Origin of the sequence: Bradyrhizobium tropiciagri (genome assembly GCF_001189845.1) — a bacterium.
Classification (GTDB): domain Bacteria; phylum Pseudomonadota; class Alphaproteobacteria; order Rhizobiales; family Xanthobacteraceae; genus Bradyrhizobium; species Bradyrhizobium tropiciagri.
On record NZ_LFLZ01000075.1, the window covers coordinates 25,843 to 42,939 of the forward strand.

A 17,097-nucleotide genomic window follows, 5' to 3' on the forward strand; every position below is an offset into this window, starting at 1 on the left:
TTTGATCCAGCACAAAGCAATGTGCGCAGCCGCACGTTAGGTTTTCTCCGCAGCACGCAGGAGAAGACCGATGTCTCTCGACACCATCCCTGTCTTGATCGCCACCGTCGCGATGTTTGCCACCGTTGCCGCCGTGATCGCCTGGGGCGATCGGCAGACGCGCGACCTGTGATGATGTGATGACCGGCGCTGGCGCGGCTACCTGATCGAGCCCTTGAGATTGTCGATATCGGGCGAGGGGCGGGCCGGAAACAGCCGCGCGGCCGAGGAGTTGTCGAGCCGGCGCCTGCATTTGGCCTCGTCGGCGCTGTCTTCAGCGCCGTCCTTCCCGGTGCGCTTCTTGGCAAAGACATCGTCGAGCCGGTTGACGATCAGCATCGCATGGTCGCGCTCGAGCGTATCGGGATTTTTCCGCCGCTCGTCGGAGCGGAACGCGCCGCCTGCCATCTTGCCCGTCATCTCGTAGTCGCAGCCGGCCTTCCAGTCGCCCTGGTCCCATTTCCATCCCTTGGCCGTCACGGCGCCGTTGCCGTCGGCGGTAACCTTGATGATGGCGTTGTAGGCGAGCCACATGCCGGCAAGTCCGCTGCGCTTGTCGTCGAAGCCTTCGAGCAGCGCCAGGCGTTCGCGCTGCAAGCCGTCGACGTGATCGCGTGCATCGACGGTGAAGTGGACCTGCGAGCTCTGCTTGTTCCAGGCCGGATGCAGGAATTCCGGGAATTGTCCGGTCTGGCTCTTCACCCAGTTGCGCTGGTCGTCGATCAGCGCGCGCCGCGTCGCCTCGTCGAGCCGCGGCTGCAACGCCTTCCAGGCGCGGTTCAGCCGCCGGTCGTTGTCGGCGAGATCAGGATCGGCGCAGATTTCTTCGTCGGTCGCGGTCTCAGGCTTCGTGCAGTCGAAGGTCGGCGCGACGAAGGCGGTGTCCGCTTTGTCGGATGCCGCATCCTTGCCGGCGGCAAAATAGCTGCCGGTGACCTGCCACATCGACGAGCAGTCGTTGATGCCGTCCCAGTCCTCGTCATCGATGGTCCCGACGATCCGCAAGGTCTCGCCCTGGCGGCGGAGTTTGAGTGACGGCGGCTTGGCGGGAGTGGCGGCTGCGTCCGTCGCCGTGTCGGTCTTCGGCTTGTCGGCCGGTGTGTCCGCGACGATCACCACGGTACCAGAGAGCCAGCCAGTCCCCGAAGGCTTCAACTCGGCGGTCAGCTTGCAGGTCCGCCTGCGGTCGCCGCCATAGTCGCCGCGCAGATCGGCGGCGAGGCGATAGGCGCCGCCGTCGGCCGGCGTCAGCGTGATGCTGCCGAAGGCATTGACCCATTTGCCGGCAATGCCGGGCCGGCCGGATGCGATCCCCTCGAGCGCGGCCGCGTGGCGGCGCAACGTTTCAGTGAAACTCTGCTTCAGTGCGTCCTCGCCGGAATCGGCCAGCACTTCAGCGGCATCGATGATCATCTCGTTGAACCAGGCCTGGTCGCGCTTCAACAGCGGCTTGACGTTTGCCGGCATCTTGCCGAGTGCCGCATCGAAGGCCTTGTCGATCTGCGCCACCAACCTGTCGGTACCGGCCTTCTTGCAGTCGGCGGTCTTGATCGTGCCATCGCCGCTGTCGCCGCACAGCCTGATCGCGGTCGGCGCGCTGCTCGATGCGCGCAGGAAATCGTCCATCGCAACCGACGGGCCGGACGCGAGGACCGAGATGGCCGCGACGGCGGCGGCAAGCCGTGGGGAGCAAGGCATGGACGTCATCCGCAACGCCGCGACACGCGGCCCTTGCGGCTTGGGTCGCGCATCGCCCGCGCCGGGTTCAAAATGTCGGCGGCGTGCAGGCCGAAATCACCTCGCACGGCTTGGCGCCGATGCAGCGGAAGCGGTGCGGCCGGCGGCTTTCGAAGTAATAGGCATCGCCGGCGTTGAGCACCCGCCGCTCGTCGTCGACCGTGACCTCGAGCCGGCCCGAGACCACGATGCCGCCTTCCTCGCCCTCATGCACCAGCGGCACCCGGCCGGTGTCGCTGCCGGGCTCGTAGCGCTCTTTCAGGATCTGCAACGCCCGTCCGAACAGGCTGTCGCCGATCTGCAGGTAGGAGATCGGCTTCTTGCCGATCTCGGTCAGCTCGTCGGCGCGGTAGAACGCCTTGCGCGGCCGCTCCGGCTCGATCGCGAAGAACTCCGCAAGCCCCATCGGGATGCCGTCGAGGATGCGCTTCAGTGCGCCGACCGACGGGTTCATCTGGTTGGATTCGATCAGCGAAATCGTCGAATTGGTCACGCCGGAGCGCTTTGCGAGCTCGCGCTGCGACAGCTTGTGCCGCGCGCGGATGAATCGAAGCCGACCGCCGATGTCGACGCTCATGACAGGATCCCTGTTGCAGGTGTTGCGGATCAAACAAATCTTCGCAGACCGCCCCAACAAGATCAATGGCTTGCGGTGCGACAGAAAAGGACTTGTTGAGTGTCGTGAAGAATGGTCCGACTAGGCTAACCAACAATGGAGCGCCGCCGTGACCGTTCATCAGATTCCGAACACCATCAAGACCGATTCGTTCTGGATGCCCTTCACGGCCAACCGGCAGTTCAAGAAAGCGCCGCGGCTGTTCTCCTCCGCCAAGGGCATGTACTACACCTCGGTCGATGGCCGGCAGGTGATCGACGGCTCCGCCGGTCTGTGGTGCGTCAACGCCGGCCACGGTCGCCCGCAGATCGCAGCCGCCGTCGAGCGCCAGCTGTCGACACTGGATTTCGCGCCCTCCTTCAACATGGGCCACCCGCTGGCGTTCGATTTTGCCGAGCGTCTCGCCGAGATCGCCCCGAAGGGGCTGGACCGGATCTTCTTCACCAATTCGGGCTCTGAGTCGGTCGATACCGCGCTGAAGATCGCGCTGGCCTATCACCGCGCTGCCGGCCAGCCGACTCGCACCCGTCTGATCGGCCGCGAGCGCGGTTATCACGGCGTCGGCTTCGGCGGCATGTCGGTCGGCGGCATGGTTGCCAACCGCCGCCAGTTCGCGACCCATCTGCCGGGTGTCGACCACATCCGTCACACCCATGATCTCGCCCGCAACGCCTTCGCCAAGGACCAGCCGGACCACGGCGCCGAGCTCGCCGACGACGTCGAGCGGATGGTCGCGCTGCATGGCGCCGATACCATCGCGGCCGTGATCGTCGAGCCGGTGCCGGGCTCGACCGCGGTGCTGCCGGCGCCGAAGGGCTATCTGCAGCGGCTGCGCGAGCTCTGCACCAAGCACGGCATCCTCCTGATCTTCGACGAGGTCATCACCGGTTTCGGCCGTCTCGGCACCCCGTTCGCCGCCAACTTCTACGGCGTGACGCCGGACATGATGACCACCGCCAAGGGCATCACCAACGGCACCGTGCCGTGCGGTGCGGTGTTCGCCAGCCGCCAGGTCCATGACGGGCTGATGGTCGGCCCTGACAACGCCATGGAGCTGTTCCACGGCTACACCTATTCGGCGCATCCGGTGGCCTGCGCGGCGGGTCTTGCCACGCTCGACATCTACAAGGACGAGGCTCTGCTGACCCGTGGTGCCTCGATCGCCGACTACTGGCGCGATGGCCTGCACTCGCTCAAGGGCCTGCCGAACGTCGTCGACATCCGCAACCAGGGTCTGATGGGCGCGGTCGAGCTCGCGCCGCGTGACGGCGTCGTCGGCGTACGCGGCTACGACGTGATGGTCGACTGCTTCAATCGCGGCCTCTACTTCCGCATGAGCGGCGACTCGCTGGCGCTGTCGCCGCCCTTGATCGTCGAGAAGTCGCACATCGACGACATCGTCTCGATCCTCGGTGACTCGATCAAGCGCGTGGCCTGATAATTGCTAGCTAGATTCTAGCTAGCTCTACAAATTGCTGTCGCCGTTGCGAAGCAGAGTGGTTTCGCAGCGGCGATTGCGTTTTCGCTGCAGGATGTGAGGAAAAGTGAAGGTCCTTGTTCTCGGCAGTGGCGTGATCGGCGTCACCTCGGCCTATTATCTCGCGCGCGCCGGCCATGACGTGACGGTGATCGACCGTCAGCCGAAGCCCGCGCTCGAAACCTCCTTTGCCAATGCCGGCGAGGTGTCGCCGGGCTATTCGTCGCCCTGGGCCGGCCCGGGCGTGCCGGTGAAGGCGGTGAAGTGGCTGTTGATGAAGCACGGCCCGCTGGTGATCCGCCCGAAGCTCGATCCCGTGATGTGGCTGTGGCTGCTCAAGATGCTGCGCAACTGCACCACGGCGCGCTACGCGGTGAACAAGGCGCGCATGATCCCGATCGCGGAATACAGCCGCGACTGCCTGCAGGCGCTGCGCGACGAGATCGGCATCCGCTACGACGAGCGCGCGAAAGGCACGCTGCAGCTGTTTCGCTATCAATCGCAGCTCGATGGCACTGGTGATGATATCGCCGTGCTGAAGCAGTACGGCGTGCCGTTCGAGGTGCTCGACCGCGAGGGCTGTATCGCAGCCGAGCCGGCGCTCGCCGGCGTGAAGCAAAAATTCGCCGGCGGGTTGCGGCTGCCGCATGACGAGACCGGCGACTGCCACATGTTCACGCAGGCCCTGGCGCTGGAAGCTGAGAAGATCGGCGTGCGCTTCAACTTCAATGTCGGCATCGATGGGCTGAACGCCGATACGACCCGCATCACCGGCGTTGCGACCAGTAACGGCATGATGACCGCCGACGCCTATGTGCTGGCGCTCGGCAGCTACTCGCCGCATCTGGTGCGGCCGCTCGGCATCTCGCTGCCGGTCTACCCGGTGAAGGGCTATTCGATCACGGTGCCGATCAAGGACGCTGCCGGCGCGCCGGAATCGACCGTGATGGATGAGAGCTACAAGGTCGCGATCACGCGGCTAGGCGATCGCATCCGCGTCGGCGGGACCGCCGAGATCTCCGGCTATTCGACCAAGCTCTACGCCGCGCGCCGCGCGACGCTGGACCATTCGCTGACGGATCTGTTCCCGCGCGGCGGCGATCTTCCCAAGGCGACCTTCTGGTGCGGCCTGCGCCCGATGACGCCGGATGGCCCGCCGGTGATCGGCGCGACGCGTTTTGCCAATCTGCACCTCAACACCGGCCACGGCACGCTCGGCTGGACCATGGCCTGCGGCTCGGGCCGGGTGCTGGCCGACATGCTCTCAGGGAAGAAGCCCGAGATCGACACCAAGGAGCTGTCGATCAAGCGCTACGATCACAGGTTCGGCTAGGGCAGGCCTCATCGTCGCAGGCGAACGGCTACTCGGCGGCGTTCCTCACCGGCGGTTCGGCATCGTCGTCCTGCTTGGTTGCCGTCCAGCTCGACAGCGCGTTCGAGAGCCGGTCGAGATAGAGATACACGACCGGCGTCGTGAACAGCGTGAGCGCCTGGCTCACGATCAGGCCGCCGACCATCGCATAGCCGAGCGGCTGACGGATTTCCGACCCCGTTCCGGTGCCGAGCATCAGCGGTACGCCGCCGAGCAGGGCCGCCATCGTCGTCATCATGATCGGCCGGAAGCGCAGCAGCGCCGCTTTCCGGATCGATTCCCGCGGCGACAGATGCTCCTCGCGTTCAGCGGCGATCGCGAAGTCGACCATCATGATGCCGTTCTTCTTCACGATCCCGATCAGCAGGATGATGCCGATCAGCGCGATCAGGCTGAAATCGAATCCGAACGCTATCAGGATCGCCAGCGCGCCGACCCCGGCCGAGGGCAGCGTGGACAAGATCGTGAGCGGATGGATGTAGCTTTCATAGAGCATGCCGAGGATCAGATAGACCACGACCAGCGCGGCCAGGATCAGGAGCGGCACCGAACTCAGTGATTGCTGGAAGGCCTGCGCAGTGCCCTGGAAGCTCGAGCTGAGCGTGCCTGGGGCGCCCAGGTCGGCGACGGCGTTCTGGATCGCGTCGGTGGCCTGACCCAGCGCCACGCCCTGCGCGAGGTTGAAGCTGATCGTGGTCGCCGGAAACTGCCCCTGGTGGGCGATCGCGAGCGGCCGCACCGGAACCGTCGTCCATTTGGCGAACACGGAGAGCGGCACTTCGTCGCCGGTCGTCGGCGACTTGATGTAGATATTGTTGAGCGTGTCGAGCTTGCCCTGCAGTTCGGGCAGGATCTCGAGGATGACGTGATAGCTGTTGAGCTGGGTGAAATATTGGGTTACCTGGCGCTGGCCGAACGCGTCGTACAGCGTGTCATCGATCAACTGCGGCTGGATTCCGAAGCGCGACGCGGTGTCGCGATCGATGGTCATCGTCAGCGTCGTTCCCTCGGTCTGCTGGTCGGTGGCAACGTCGCGCAATTCGCTCAGCGTCTTCATTTTCGCCAGAATCTTCGGGGCCCATTCGTTCAGCTCGGCGAGGTTCGCGTCCTGCAACGTGTATTCGAACTGCGTCCGCGTGGCGCGGCCGCCGAGCCGGACGTCCTGCGACGCCTGCATGTAGAGCCGGGCGCCCTCGACAGCCTCGAGCTTCGGCCGCAGCCGGGCGATGATCTGCTCGGCGTTCGCGTCGCGCTCCTCGCGCGGCTTCAGCGTGATGTACATGCGGCCCGAATTCAGCGCGGTGCCGCCGCCGCCGATGAACTCGGCCATGCTGTCGACCGTGGGATCGGCCCGGACGATGCTGCTGAGCTCCTCCTGATGCCGCTTCATGTCGGCAAACGAGATATCTTCCGCCATCTGCGATACGGCGATCAGGAAGCCGTTGTCCTGTTGCGGGAAGAATCCCTTGGGAATGATCACGAACAGGTAGACCGACAGCGCAACGGTCGCGAAGAAGATGCAGAGCGTGGTGCGGCTCCAGCGCAGCGCCAGATCGAGGCCGCGCTCGTAGCCGTGCAGCATCCGATCGAATGCCGCTTCGCTCCATTGGTAGAGCCGGCCGTGCCTGGTTTCGGCATGCGCGCGCAGGAAGCGCGATGCCATCATGGGCGTCAGCGTCAGCGACACCACCAGTGAGACGAAGATCGCCATCGCCAGGGTCACCGCGAACTCGCGGAACAGCCGGCCGATCACGCCGCCCATCAGCAGCAGCGGGATCAGCACCGCGACCAGTGAGATGCTGATCGACAGGATGGTGAACCCGATCTCGCCCGCGCCCCGTAGTGCCGCGGCGAGCGGCCGCTCACCCTGCTCGACATAGCGCGTGATGTTTTCCAGCATGACGATCGCGTCGTCGACCACGAAGCCGACCGCAATCGTCAGGGCCATCAGCGACAGATTGTCGAGCGTATAGCCGAATACCCACATCAGCGCGCAGGCGCCGAGCAGCGCGAGCGGCACGGTGACGGCCGGAATCACCGTGGCCCAGAAGCTGCGCAGGAACAGGAAGATCACCATGACGACCAGGGTGATGGTGATCAGCAGCGTGATCTGCACGTCCTCGACCGCCGCGCGGATGGTCAATGTCCGGTCGCTGATGATCTTGATCTTGATGGCGGGCGGAATCGCGGCAATCAGTCTCGGAAGTTGCTCCTTGATCCTGTCGACCGTTCCGATGACGTTGGCGCCGGGTTGCTTGAATATGACGAGGAACACGCCGCGTTGGCCATCGGCCCAGGCGGCCTGTTTCATGTCTTCCGGCGCGGCGACGGCCTGGCCGATGTCGCGGATCCGCAACGGGCCGCCGTTGCGGTAGGCGACGATGACGTCATTCCAGTCCTTGGCATCCGGCAGCTGATCGTTGGCGTAGATCGTGTAGGCGCGGCTCGCGCCGTCGATGTTGCCCTTCGGACTGTCTGTCGTTGTGATGGCGATCTGGCCGCGGATGTCTTCCAGCGAGAGCCCCTTGGCGACCAGCTTGGCGGGGTCGACCTGGACGCGAATGGCGGGCTTCTGCTGCCCGCCGATGAACACCTGGGCGACGCCCGAAATCTGACTGATCTGCTGCCCGAGCTGGGCGTCGACCGCGTCGCTCACCTTGATCAGCGGCAGGGTGTCCGAGGTCGCCGACAAGATGAGGACAGGCGAGTCCGCCGGATTGACCTTTCGATAGGTCGGCGGCGACGGCAGGTTCTTGGGCAACTGGCCGCCTGCGGCATTGATCGCCGCCTGGACGTCGTTGGCGGCGCCGTCGATGTTGCGGTTCAGATCGAACTGGATGGTGACCGCGGTCGATCCGAGCGAGCTCGTCGAGGTCATCTGCGCGATGCCGGGAATCTGCGCGAATTGCCGCTCCAGCGGCTGCGCGACGGAGGAGGCCATGGTTTCGGGGCTGGCGCCGGGCAGGCTTGCGGAAATCTGGATGGTCGGAAAGTCGACCTGCGGCAGTGGCGCGACCGGCAGCAGCGGATAGGCGACCATGCCGACGAACAGAACGCCGGCCATCAGCAGCGAGGTGCCAATGGGATAGCGGATAAACGGAGATGAGATGCTCTCGTTCATTTCTGCAATCCAAATGAACGGCAGGCGCATCTTTTCCCGAATGCCGGGAGTCGTCCTCGAAAGCTCGAGCGCGAACGCGCGTTTTCCTCGCCATGGCCAACGGGCAGATCGCGAAGTTGGCCTTCGCGTCTGCCTGTTTTCTTGCCAGCATAATCATTCCTGAGGACGGCGCGAATGGAAACGTCGGATGGTCCATTCGACCTTCGTTCAATTGCCGCTGCCGGGGAGCCGTCAAACGTGTGCCTGGCGCGTAATATATCTTACTACGGTATATTCGCGCCGTTCGGCCAGCTGCGCGATGGATCAACGAAAAGCCCGGCACGATGGCCGGGCTGGATCGCAAATATGAACTAGAGCAAATATGAGCTTGGACGCGTCAATACGACGATCTAGCCGGACGCCGGCCGGACTGTCTGTGCACTTTTTCACATTTTGCCGATTTCTTTTTTCTGCAGGCTTCGGCAGCTATGTCTTGCGCGGCGGTTTTCGGCCGGCGTTCTTCGCAGGCTTCGCCGATGCCTCCTTGGCCACAGGCTGCACCCGCAAGCCGTCGACGAACACGTCCAACAGCCTGAGCGCGGTGGTCTGCCAGCCCGGCTGGTCGTGCATGTAGCACATGCCGATCAGCGCGCGCAGCACGTCCTCGGCGCTGATGTCGCTGCGGATGACGCCGGCCGCGACGGCGCGCGCGAGCAGGGTGCCGATCGCTTTGGTCAGGCGATCGAACGAATAGGCGTGCAGCTCGGTCGAGCCATGCGCGACCAGCGCCAGCGCTGCGACCATGCCCTTCTTGGTGGCGACGAATTCCACATTGGCGCGCAGCCAGCGCCGCAGCGCCTCGACCGGCTCGGGGGCGCATTGCAATTGCTCGGCAAGATCGCCGAGCTGCTCGACCTCGCGGCGATAGACCGCCTCATACAGCGCCTCGCGGGTCGGAAAGTGGCGGTAGAGCGTGCCGATGCCGACGCCGGCATGGCGCGCAACGGCCTCCAGGCTCGCCTCGCTGCCGCCGGCCGAGAACACGGCCTTGGCCGCTTCCAGCACGCGCTCGCGGTTGCGCACGGCATCGGCGCGCGGCTTGCGGACAATTTCTGGTGATGGATCGGCCATTGCTTTTTCTTTTCACCCTCCCTTGTAAACGGAGGATGCCTCCGTATATGGCGACCAGCACCGGGCCTGACAAGACGCGCCGACCCCCTGGATCGGCGGCCACGGGTCTGCGTTGCCTCGATTCAACCCGACCATACACGGATCGGAGCCCTGCATGAATCTTCCACTCAGCCTCACCATTAACGGCGTCCGCCGGGAAATTGTCCTCGACGACCCCCGGGTCACGCTGCTCGACCTGCTGCGCGAGCGGCTCGACCTCACCGGAACCAAGAAGGGATGCGACCGCGGCCAGTGCGGCGCGTGCACCATCCTGGTCGACGGCCGCCGCATCAATTCCTGCCTCGCGCTCGCCGCCAGCCATGACGGCGCCGAGATCGTCACCATCGAAGGCGTCGGGCGCGGCGGCGAGCTGCATCCGGTGCAGGCCGCCTTCATCGCCCATGACGGTTTTCAGTGCGGCTTCTGCACGCCGGGCCAGATCATGAGCGGCATCGGCATGATTCAGGAAGGGCAGGCCGGCGACGATCCGGAGCGGGTGCGCGAATGCATGAGCGGCAATCTGTGCCGCTGCGGCGCCTATCAGGGGATCACCGAGGCCGTGCTCGAGGCGCAATCCAACATGACCGCCACCAAGCAGAGGCGCTCCGCATGATGAACTTCGATTATGTCAGGCCGGCCAGCGTCGCGGACGCGATCGCGGCGGGCAGCGAGAAGGGCGCGAGCTATCTCGCCTCCGGCACGAACCTGCTCGACCTGATGAAGGGCGGCGTCAGCCGGCCGAGCCGTCTCGTCGACGTCACGCGCCTGCCCGGGCTCGACCGCATCGAGCATCTCCCCGACGGCAGCTTGCGCATCGGCGCGCTGGTGCGCAACGCCGATCTGGCGCATGACACGGAGTTCGCGCGCAGCTATCCGGCGGTCGCTGAGGCGTTGCTGTCGGGCGCCTCCGCGCAGCTGCGCAACGCCGCGACCGTCGGCGGCAATCTGATGCAGCGGACGCGCTGCGCCTATTTCTACGACGCCGGCAGCGCCTGCAACCGGCGCTGGCCGGGCGCCGGTTGCGATGCGCTGAAGGGCGAGAACCGCCTGCACGCGGTGCTCGGCTGGAGCGAGGGTTGCATCGCAACCCATCCGTCGGACTTCTGCGTGCCGCTGGTGGCGTTCGACGCGGTCGTCGAGATCGAGGGCAAAGGCGGCCGGCGCGAGTTGCCGCTGGAGGCGCTGCACCGTCTGCCCGGTGACGCACCGGAGCGCGAGACTGCGCTGGAGCGCGGCGATTTGATCGTCGCGCTGCGCCTGCCGGCCGAGGCGAAGGATTTCGCCGGGCATGCCCGCTACATCAAGGTCCGCGAGCGCACATCCTATGCCTTCGCGGTGGTCTCGGCTGCGGCCGGGTTGCGCATCGAGGACGGTAAGATCCGCGAGGCGCGGCTTGCGCTCGGCGGCGTCGCCGCAAAACCCTGGCGGGCGCGCGACGCCGAGCAGGTGCTCGCCGGCGCGGCGCCGGATGTCGCCTGCTATCGCGAGGCGGCGCGTGCCGCGCTCGCGGACGCAAAGCCGTCCGGCGACAACGCCTTCAAGATCGAGCTCGCGCAGCGCATCGTCGTGCGCGCGCTCACCCTGCTGCCGCAGGTACGCCGGATCGCATTCCCGCGCTGCCCGGCTCTCCCTTCTCGTCCGTTGCAGGAGCGTAACGCATGACGGTTGAACTCAGTCTGACCCGCGACCCCGCCCATATCCGGCATGGCTCGAACATCGGCCAGCCGATGACCCGCACCGACGGCGTGCTGAAGGTCACCGGCAAGGCCCGCTATGCCGCCGACAATCATCCGCCCGGCATGGTCTATGCCGTGATCGCGACCAGCTGCATCGCGCGCGGCCGCGTCACCGCGCTCTGTGTCGACGCTGCCAAGCGCCATCCCGGCGTGATCGACGTGATGACCCCGGCGCACAAGCCCGAGCTCGCGGAAGACCCGGATGCCAAGGGCAATCCGTTCGCGTTCCGCATGGAGCTGTTGCAGAGCGACGAGGTGCGCTACGCCAACCAGGCGATCGCGGTCGTGATTGCCGAGACGCTGGAGGCCGCAACCGAAGGCGCGGCGCTGCTGTCGCCGCGCTACCAGGTCGAGATCGCGCGGGTCGGCCTCGACGCCGGCGAAGCCTATGCGCCGCCGGTGGTGGGCATCGGCAATCCCGCCGAAGTCCGTCACGGCGATATCGACGCCGGCATGGCTGCGGCTGTGAGGCTGACCGATGCGACCTACGAAACCCCGGCGCAGTATCACAACGCGATGGAGCCGCATGCGATCGTCGCGGTGTGGGACGGCGACCGCCTGTTCATCGATACGCCGAGCCAGGGCATGGGATTCGCCCAGATGCGCGTCGCCGGCCTGTTCGGCATTCCGCCGGCGAATATCCACATCAACAGCCCGTTCCTTGGCGGCGGTTTCGGCTCCAAGGGGCTGATCTCCGGGCCGCAGGTGCTCGGCATCATGGCCGCCAAGCTGGTCGCCGCCCGGTCAAGCTCGTGTTGCGCAGGAGCCAGATGTATGGCCCGGTCGGCCATCGTCCGCCGACCCGCCAGCGCATCCGGATCGGCACCGACGATGCCGGTGCGCTGACCGTGATCAATCATGAGGCGCGCGTCACGACGTCGAGCTTCGACGATTTCTACGAGCCCGCCGCCGACGCCTCGCACACGCTCTATGCCAGCCCCGCGATCCGCACCGCGCATGAAGCGGTGCGCGTCGACACCGGCACGCCGCTGTTCATGCGCGCGCCGGGCGAGGCCACCGGATCGATCGTGCTGGAAAGCGCGATCGACGAGGCGGCTTTCGCCTGCGGCATCGATCCGCTGGAGTTTCGGTTGAAGAACTACGCCGAGGTCGAGCCGACCACCGGCAAGCCGTTCTCCTCCAAGGCGCTGCGCCAATGCTACGCCAGAGCCGCCGAACGCTTCGGCTGGGCGGGTCGTCCGCTGCAGCCGAAGCAGATGCGCGACGAGAACGGTTTTCTGGTCGGCTGGGGCATGGGGACCGCGACATTCCCGGCGATCATGTTCCAGGGCAATGCGCGCGCGGTGATCCGCGCCGACGGCAAGGGCGTGATGGAGACCGGCGCGCATGACATGGGGCAGGGCGCCTGGACCGCGCTGGCGCAGATCTCAGCCGACGCGCTCGGGCTCGATTTCGATCAGCTGACGTTCCGCTCCGGCAGCTCGGATCTGCCCGATGCCGGCATCGCCGGCGGCTCGGGCCATACCGCAACCGTCGGCGCCGCGATCCATAACGCAGGTGCTGCCGTGATCGCAAAACTCGCCGAGCTTGCGACCACGGACGAGCGCTCTCCGCTGTTCGGCGCCGGCAATGCCGGCGTGGTGGCGCGGGGTGGACGGCTGCGTCGCCGCGACGACGATGCGCGCAGCGAAAGCTATGCCGAGATCCTGGCGCGCGCCGGCCTCGCCGAGGTCGACGCGACCGGCAGCGGCGCAGCGGATGCGGCGGCGCAGTCGCAATATGCGATGCACGCGCATGGCGCTGTCTTTGCCGAGGTCAAGGTCGATCCGGAACTCGGCCAGATCCGCGCCACGCGGCTGGTCGGCGCGTTCGCGGCCGGCCGCATCATCAATCCGTTGATGGTGCAGAGCCAGCTCCGCGGCGGCATGATCTGGGGCCTCTCCTTCGCGCTGCACGAGGAGGCGGTGATGGACCATCGCTCGGGACGCATCCTGAATGCGAACCTCGCCGAGTATCATGTGCCCGTGAATGCCGACGTGCCGCCGATGGACGTCATCACGGTCGACGAGCACGATCCGCATGTGAACCCGCTCGGCATCAAGGGCGTCGGCGAGATCGGCATCACCGGCAGCGCCGGCGCCGTCGCCAACGCCGTCTTCCACGCCACCGGCATCCGGGTGCGGAATTTCCCGATCAAGATCGAGGAGTTGGTGATGGGGCTGGGAGACTAGCGACTTCACCCTCCCATGGAGGGGGAGGGTCGATAAGCATCGCGCGAAGCAAGATGCTTAGCGGGGTGGGGTGAAAGTCTCTCGTATCGGGTGCTGCCCGTGTTGAGAGATCACCCCACCCCGGCTCGCATTTCGCTGCGCTCAACGCGATCCGACCCTCCCCCTCCAGGGCAGGGTGGACCTGTCATTGCGAGCGAAGCGAAGCAATCCATTGCTCCGCGCATGCGGAACCATGGATTGCTTCGTCGCTTCGCTCCTCGCAATGACGACACGCGAAACGGCTATCATCGTCGTGTTGGCTTTTGCCGGGACGACGGCGAGAGAGCGAGGGTTTACCCTGCCGCCGTCACGCAATTCACCCATAGCACCACGGCGTTGGCATCGCGCGCAGGATTGGAAAACCGGTGCGGCCTGCGGCTCGCGAAGCGGAAGCTGTCGCCCTGTTTCAGCGTCCAGGTCTCGGTGTCCACCGTCAGCGTCATCTCGCCCTGCAGCACGAGGCCGGCCTCTTCGCCGTCATGGGTATAGAACTCGTCGCCGGTGTTGCCGCCGGGGTCGAGATGCACCAGGAACAGATTGAGCCGGCTCTCGCTGCCGGCGGGGCTCAAGAGCTCCTTTGAGATGCCGGTGCGCCACAGCTTCAGCTCGGCGCGCTGCACCTCGCGGGTCACCACGCCGCCGGTGCCGTCATCCTTCGGCGCCGCGCCGAACAGCGCGGCGATGCCGACGCCGAGCACGTCGGCCAGGGTCGCCAGCGCACGCAGCGAGGGCGAGGAGAGGCCGCGCTCGATCTGGCTGATGAAGCCGATCGACAAATCGGTGCGCGCGGCAACCAGCTCCAGCGACATCTGCCTGGCTCGGCGCAGGTCGCGGATGCGGCGTCCGACCGCGAGATCCATCGCGGGCTCGGCCGGCTTCTTATCCAGCTTCTTGGCCGGCTTTTTGGCCGCGCGGCGTACCGTCACGGGCTTCGCTGCCGCGCCTTTGCGCATCCTCCTGCCGCCGCTCACGTCACACAGCTTCCTTCATGTGCATGAAAACCGCTTGCATTGGCCGCGGTTTCGTGACCACAATTTCATATTGGTGAAAACAGGCCGGAACGGCGTCGCCCGCAACCAAAAGCGCTGATACAGCGGGCGAGGCGGCACCGGCGCCAGTTTGGGAGGTGGTGCGATGTCCTTTCAGCGTCTTGTTCAGGCCGCGGTTGCGGCGCTTGCCCTTGCCGTGAGCGCGCCGTCGCAGGCGCAGCAGGTGCTCAAGGTCGGCTCGACGCCGACCGGCATCCCCTTCACCTTCCTCGACACCAAGACCAATTCGATCCAGGGCATCATGGTCGATCTCGCCACCGAGATCGGCAAGGACGCCGGCTTCACCGTGCAGATCGAGCCGATGCAGTTCTCGGCGCTGATCCCCTCGCTGACCGCGAACAAGATCGACATCATTGCCGCCGCGATGTTCGCCACCGCTGCGCGCAAGGAGGTGATCGACTTCTCCGAGCCGGTCTACACCTATGGCGAGGGGCTCGTGGTGCCGAAGTCCGACACCAAGGCCTATGCCTCGCAGGAGGATCTGAAGGGCACGGTGGTCGGCGCCCAGGTCGGGACAGCCTTTGTCGATGCGCTGAAGAAGACCGGGCTGTTCAGCGAGGTCAAGGTCTACGACACCATTCCCGATATCCTGCGCGACGTGAATGCCGGCCGCCTCAAGGCCGCTTCGCCGACTATCCGATCCTCGCCTACAATCTGCAGCAGGGCAATTTCGCCGACGTGCGGCTGGTCGACGGCTACAAGCCCGTCACCGTCGGCACGGTCGCGATCGGCGTCCGCAAGAGCGACACCGAACTGCTCGCCAAGATCAACGCCTCGCTGGCGAAGCTGAAGGCGAACGGCACGATCGCGAAGATCCTGGAGAAATGGGGCCAGAAGGCCAGCGGGTCGTGAGGGCTCGCGCGCCGAGCTGACCCGTCACCCTGAGGAGCGCGTAGCGCGTCTCGAAGGGGCGACGGCCACCAGCCGGGCCGTACATCCTTCGAGACGCGGCGAAGACGCCGCTCCTCAGGATAACGGAGATAAAATTCGAAGGTGACGGGACCGGATACGCCTAGCCGATGCAAAAATTCTTCCATGACGCCGTCGAGTTCGTGCCGATCCTGCTGCAGGGTGTCTGGCTGACCATCGTCGTCACCGTCGGCTCGCTGTTGCTTTCGACCGCGCTCGGGCTGGTATGGGCCTTGATGCGGGTGTCCGGCATCCGCATCCTCGTTTGGCTCAGCGCGGCGCTGATCAATGTGATCCGCGGCATCCCGATCATCGTGCTGCTGTTCTACATCTATTTCGTGATGCCCGATTTCGGCATCGCACTCTCAGCGCTGCAGGCCGCGATCATCGGGCTCGGCATCGCGTACTCGGCCTATCAGGCGGAAAATTTCCGCGCCGGCATCGAGGCGATCGACAAGGGGCAGATCGAGGCGGCGCAGACCATCGGCATGGGCTGGTGGCTCACCATGCGCCGCGTGGTGCTGCCGCAGGCGGTCAGGATCATCCTGCCGCCCTACGGCAACATCATGATCATGATGCTGAAGGATTCCTCGCAGGCCTCCACCATCACGGTCGCCGAGCTGGCGCTGCAGGGCAAGCTGATCGCGTCCTCGACCTTCAAGAACACCAGCGTGTTCACCCTGGTGGCGCTGATGTACCTCACCATGAGCATTCCGCTCATCCTGCTGGTTCGGCACTTCGAGAACAAGGCGAACCGCAAATGATCGAGCTTCGCGACGTCCACAAGAGCTTTGGCAAGGTCGAGGTGCTGAAGGGCATCACCGCCTCCGTCGCCAAGAGCGAGGTGGTCTGCATCATCGGTCCCTCAGGTTCCGGCAAGTCGACCATCCTGCGCTGCATCAACGGGCTCGAGAGCTACGATCGCGGCGAGATCAGCGTCGAGGGCGCGCGCGTCGATCAGGGCGACCGCTCGATCGTGTCGATCCGTACCCAGGTCTCGATGGTGTTCCAGCGCTTCAACTTGTTTCCGCATCGCACCGCGCTCGAGAACGTCATCGAGGGCCCGCTTTATGTGAAGAAGGAGCCGCGCGAGCAGGCCGTCGCGCGCGGCCGCGCGCTGCTCGCGCAGGTCGGCCTCGCCGACAAGGCCGAGGTGCATCCGCCAAAACTCTCCGGCGGCCAACAGCAGCGTGTCGCGATCGCGCGGGCGCTGGCGATGCAGCCGAAGGCGATCCTGTTCGACGAGCCGACCTCGGCGCTCGATCCCGAACTGGTCGGCGAGGTGCTCTCGGTGATGCGCAAGCTCGCCGATGACGGCATGACCATGGTGGTCGTCACCCACGAGATGGGCTTTGCCCGCGACGTCGCCGATCGCGTGCTGTTTATCGACGGCGGCGTCATCGTCGAGCAGGGCGCCGCCAAATCCGTCCTCAACCAACCGCAGCACCCGCGCACCCAGGATTTCCTGCGCCGCGTGCTGCATCCGCTGTGATGGCTGATGGTTGACTTGAATCGAGACGTTGCCATGCCAACGGTCCACCTCTCCCCTTGTGGGAGAGGTCGGATCGCATCGTCAGATGCGATGCGGGTGAGGGGTGACGCTCTCTCGTGGGACCTGAACCCTCACCCGGCGCTTCGCGCCGACCTCTCCCGATGGGAGA

General features: G+C 65.7%; 10 protein-coding genes and 4 pseudogenes. 9 read left to right on the forward strand and 5 right to left on the reverse strand.

Annotated features, from left to right (window positions below; translation table 11 throughout):
• Window positions 1-198 precede the first annotated feature (198 nt).
• Both AKN84_RS36920 and AKN84_RS36925 read right to left on the reverse strand, forming a co-directional pair.
• A complete protein-coding gene (locus AKN84_RS36920; RefSeq protein WP_157863381.1) occupies window positions 199-1,737 on the reverse strand; it encodes a lysozyme inhibitor LprI family protein in 1,539 nt (512 codons plus the stop codon).
• Between the two features lie 67 nt (window positions 1,738-1,804).
• Window positions 1,805-2,353, reverse strand: a complete 549-nt coding sequence (locus AKN84_RS36925; protein WP_018273259.1) for a cupin domain-containing protein — start codon at window positions 2,351-2,353, stop codon at window positions 1,805-1,807.
• A 148-nt stretch (window positions 2,354-2,501) separates the two neighbouring features.
• Between AKN84_RS36925 and aptA the strand changes: the two genes are divergently transcribed.
• Both aptA and AKN84_RS36935 read left to right on the forward strand, forming a co-directional pair.
• Entirely contained in the window at window positions 2,502-3,830 is a 1,329-nt protein-coding gene (aptA, locus tag AKN84_RS36930; RefSeq protein WP_050425332.1) for an omega-aminotransferase AptA, read from the forward strand.
• A gap of 106 nt (window positions 3,831-3,936) precedes the next feature.
• Window positions 3,937-5,202 carry a D-amino acid dehydrogenase gene (locus tag AKN84_RS36935; protein WP_050425333.1) on the forward strand — a complete coding sequence of 422 codons (1,266 nt, stop codon included), beginning with the start codon at window positions 3,937-3,939 and terminating at the stop codon, window positions 5,200-5,202.
• Between the two features lie 28 nt (window positions 5,203-5,230).
• Here AKN84_RS36935 and AKN84_RS36940 read toward each other — a convergent pair whose 3' ends face one another.
• Window positions 5,231-8,362 (reverse strand): multidrug efflux RND transporter permease subunit, encoded by a 3,132-nt coding sequence (locus AKN84_RS36940; protein WP_050425334.1) that lies wholly within the window; start codon window positions 8,360-8,362, stop codon window positions 5,231-5,233.
• 465 nt (window positions 8,363-8,827) lie between these two features.
• Window positions 8,828-9,472 (reverse strand): TetR/AcrR family transcriptional regulator, encoded by a 645-nt coding sequence (locus AKN84_RS36945; protein ID WP_050425335.1) that lies wholly within the window; start codon window positions 9,470-9,472, stop codon window positions 8,828-8,830.
• Between the two features lie 154 nt (window positions 9,473-9,626).
• Here AKN84_RS36945 and AKN84_RS36950 point away from each other — a divergent pair, with 154 nt between their 5' ends.
• The 3 genes and pseudogenes from AKN84_RS36950 to AKN84_RS36960 all read left to right on the forward strand — a co-directional run bounded on the left by AKN84_RS36950 (window position 9,627) and on the right by AKN84_RS36960 (window position 13,439).
• Window positions 9,627-10,124: a (2Fe-2S)-binding protein gene (locus tag AKN84_RS36950; protein WP_050425336.1), complete on the forward strand. Its 498-nt coding sequence runs from the start codon at window positions 9,627-9,629 to the stop codon at window positions 10,122-10,124.
• Window positions 10,121-11,166, forward strand: a pseudogene (locus tag AKN84_RS36955) (FAD binding domain-containing protein). The gene AKN84_RS36950 and the pseudogene AKN84_RS36955 overlap by 4 nt, the downstream one beginning before the upstream one ends.
• A gap of 3 nt (window positions 11,167-11,169) precedes the next feature.
• Window positions 11,170-13,439, forward strand: a pseudogene (locus AKN84_RS36960) (xanthine dehydrogenase family protein molybdopterin-binding subunit).
• A 332-nt stretch (window positions 13,440-13,771) separates the two neighbouring features.
• Here the strand turns inward: AKN84_RS36960 and AKN84_RS36965 are convergent.
• Complete coding sequence (locus AKN84_RS36965) at window positions 13,772-14,431, reverse strand: helix-turn-helix domain-containing protein (protein ID WP_050425337.1); 660 nt, start codon at window positions 14,429-14,431, stop codon at window positions 13,772-13,774.
• A 181-nt stretch (window positions 14,432-14,612) separates the two neighbouring features.
• Between AKN84_RS36965 and AKN84_RS50870 the strand changes: the two are divergent.
• The 4 genes and pseudogenes from AKN84_RS50870 to AKN84_RS36980 all read left to right on the forward strand — a co-directional run.
• Window positions 14,613-14,966, forward strand: a pseudogene (locus tag AKN84_RS50870) (transporter substrate-binding domain-containing protein); the annotation flags it as partial.
• A 128-nt stretch (window positions 14,967-15,094) separates the two neighbouring features.
• Window positions 15,095-15,379: pseudogene (locus AKN84_RS50875) on the forward strand (substrate-binding periplasmic protein); the annotation flags it as partial.
• 167 nt (window positions 15,380-15,546) lie between these two features.
• Window positions 15,547-16,200: an amino acid ABC transporter permease gene (locus tag AKN84_RS36975; protein WP_050425338.1), complete on the forward strand. Its 654-nt coding sequence runs from the start codon at window positions 15,547-15,549 to the stop codon at window positions 16,198-16,200.
• Window positions 16,197-16,928: an amino acid ABC transporter ATP-binding protein gene (locus AKN84_RS36980; protein WP_050425339.1), complete on the forward strand. Its 732-nt coding sequence runs from the start codon at window positions 16,197-16,199 to the stop codon at window positions 16,926-16,928. Before AKN84_RS36975 ends, AKN84_RS36980 begins: the two co-directional genes overlap by 4 nt.
• Window positions 16,929-17,097: the final 169 nt, after the last annotated feature.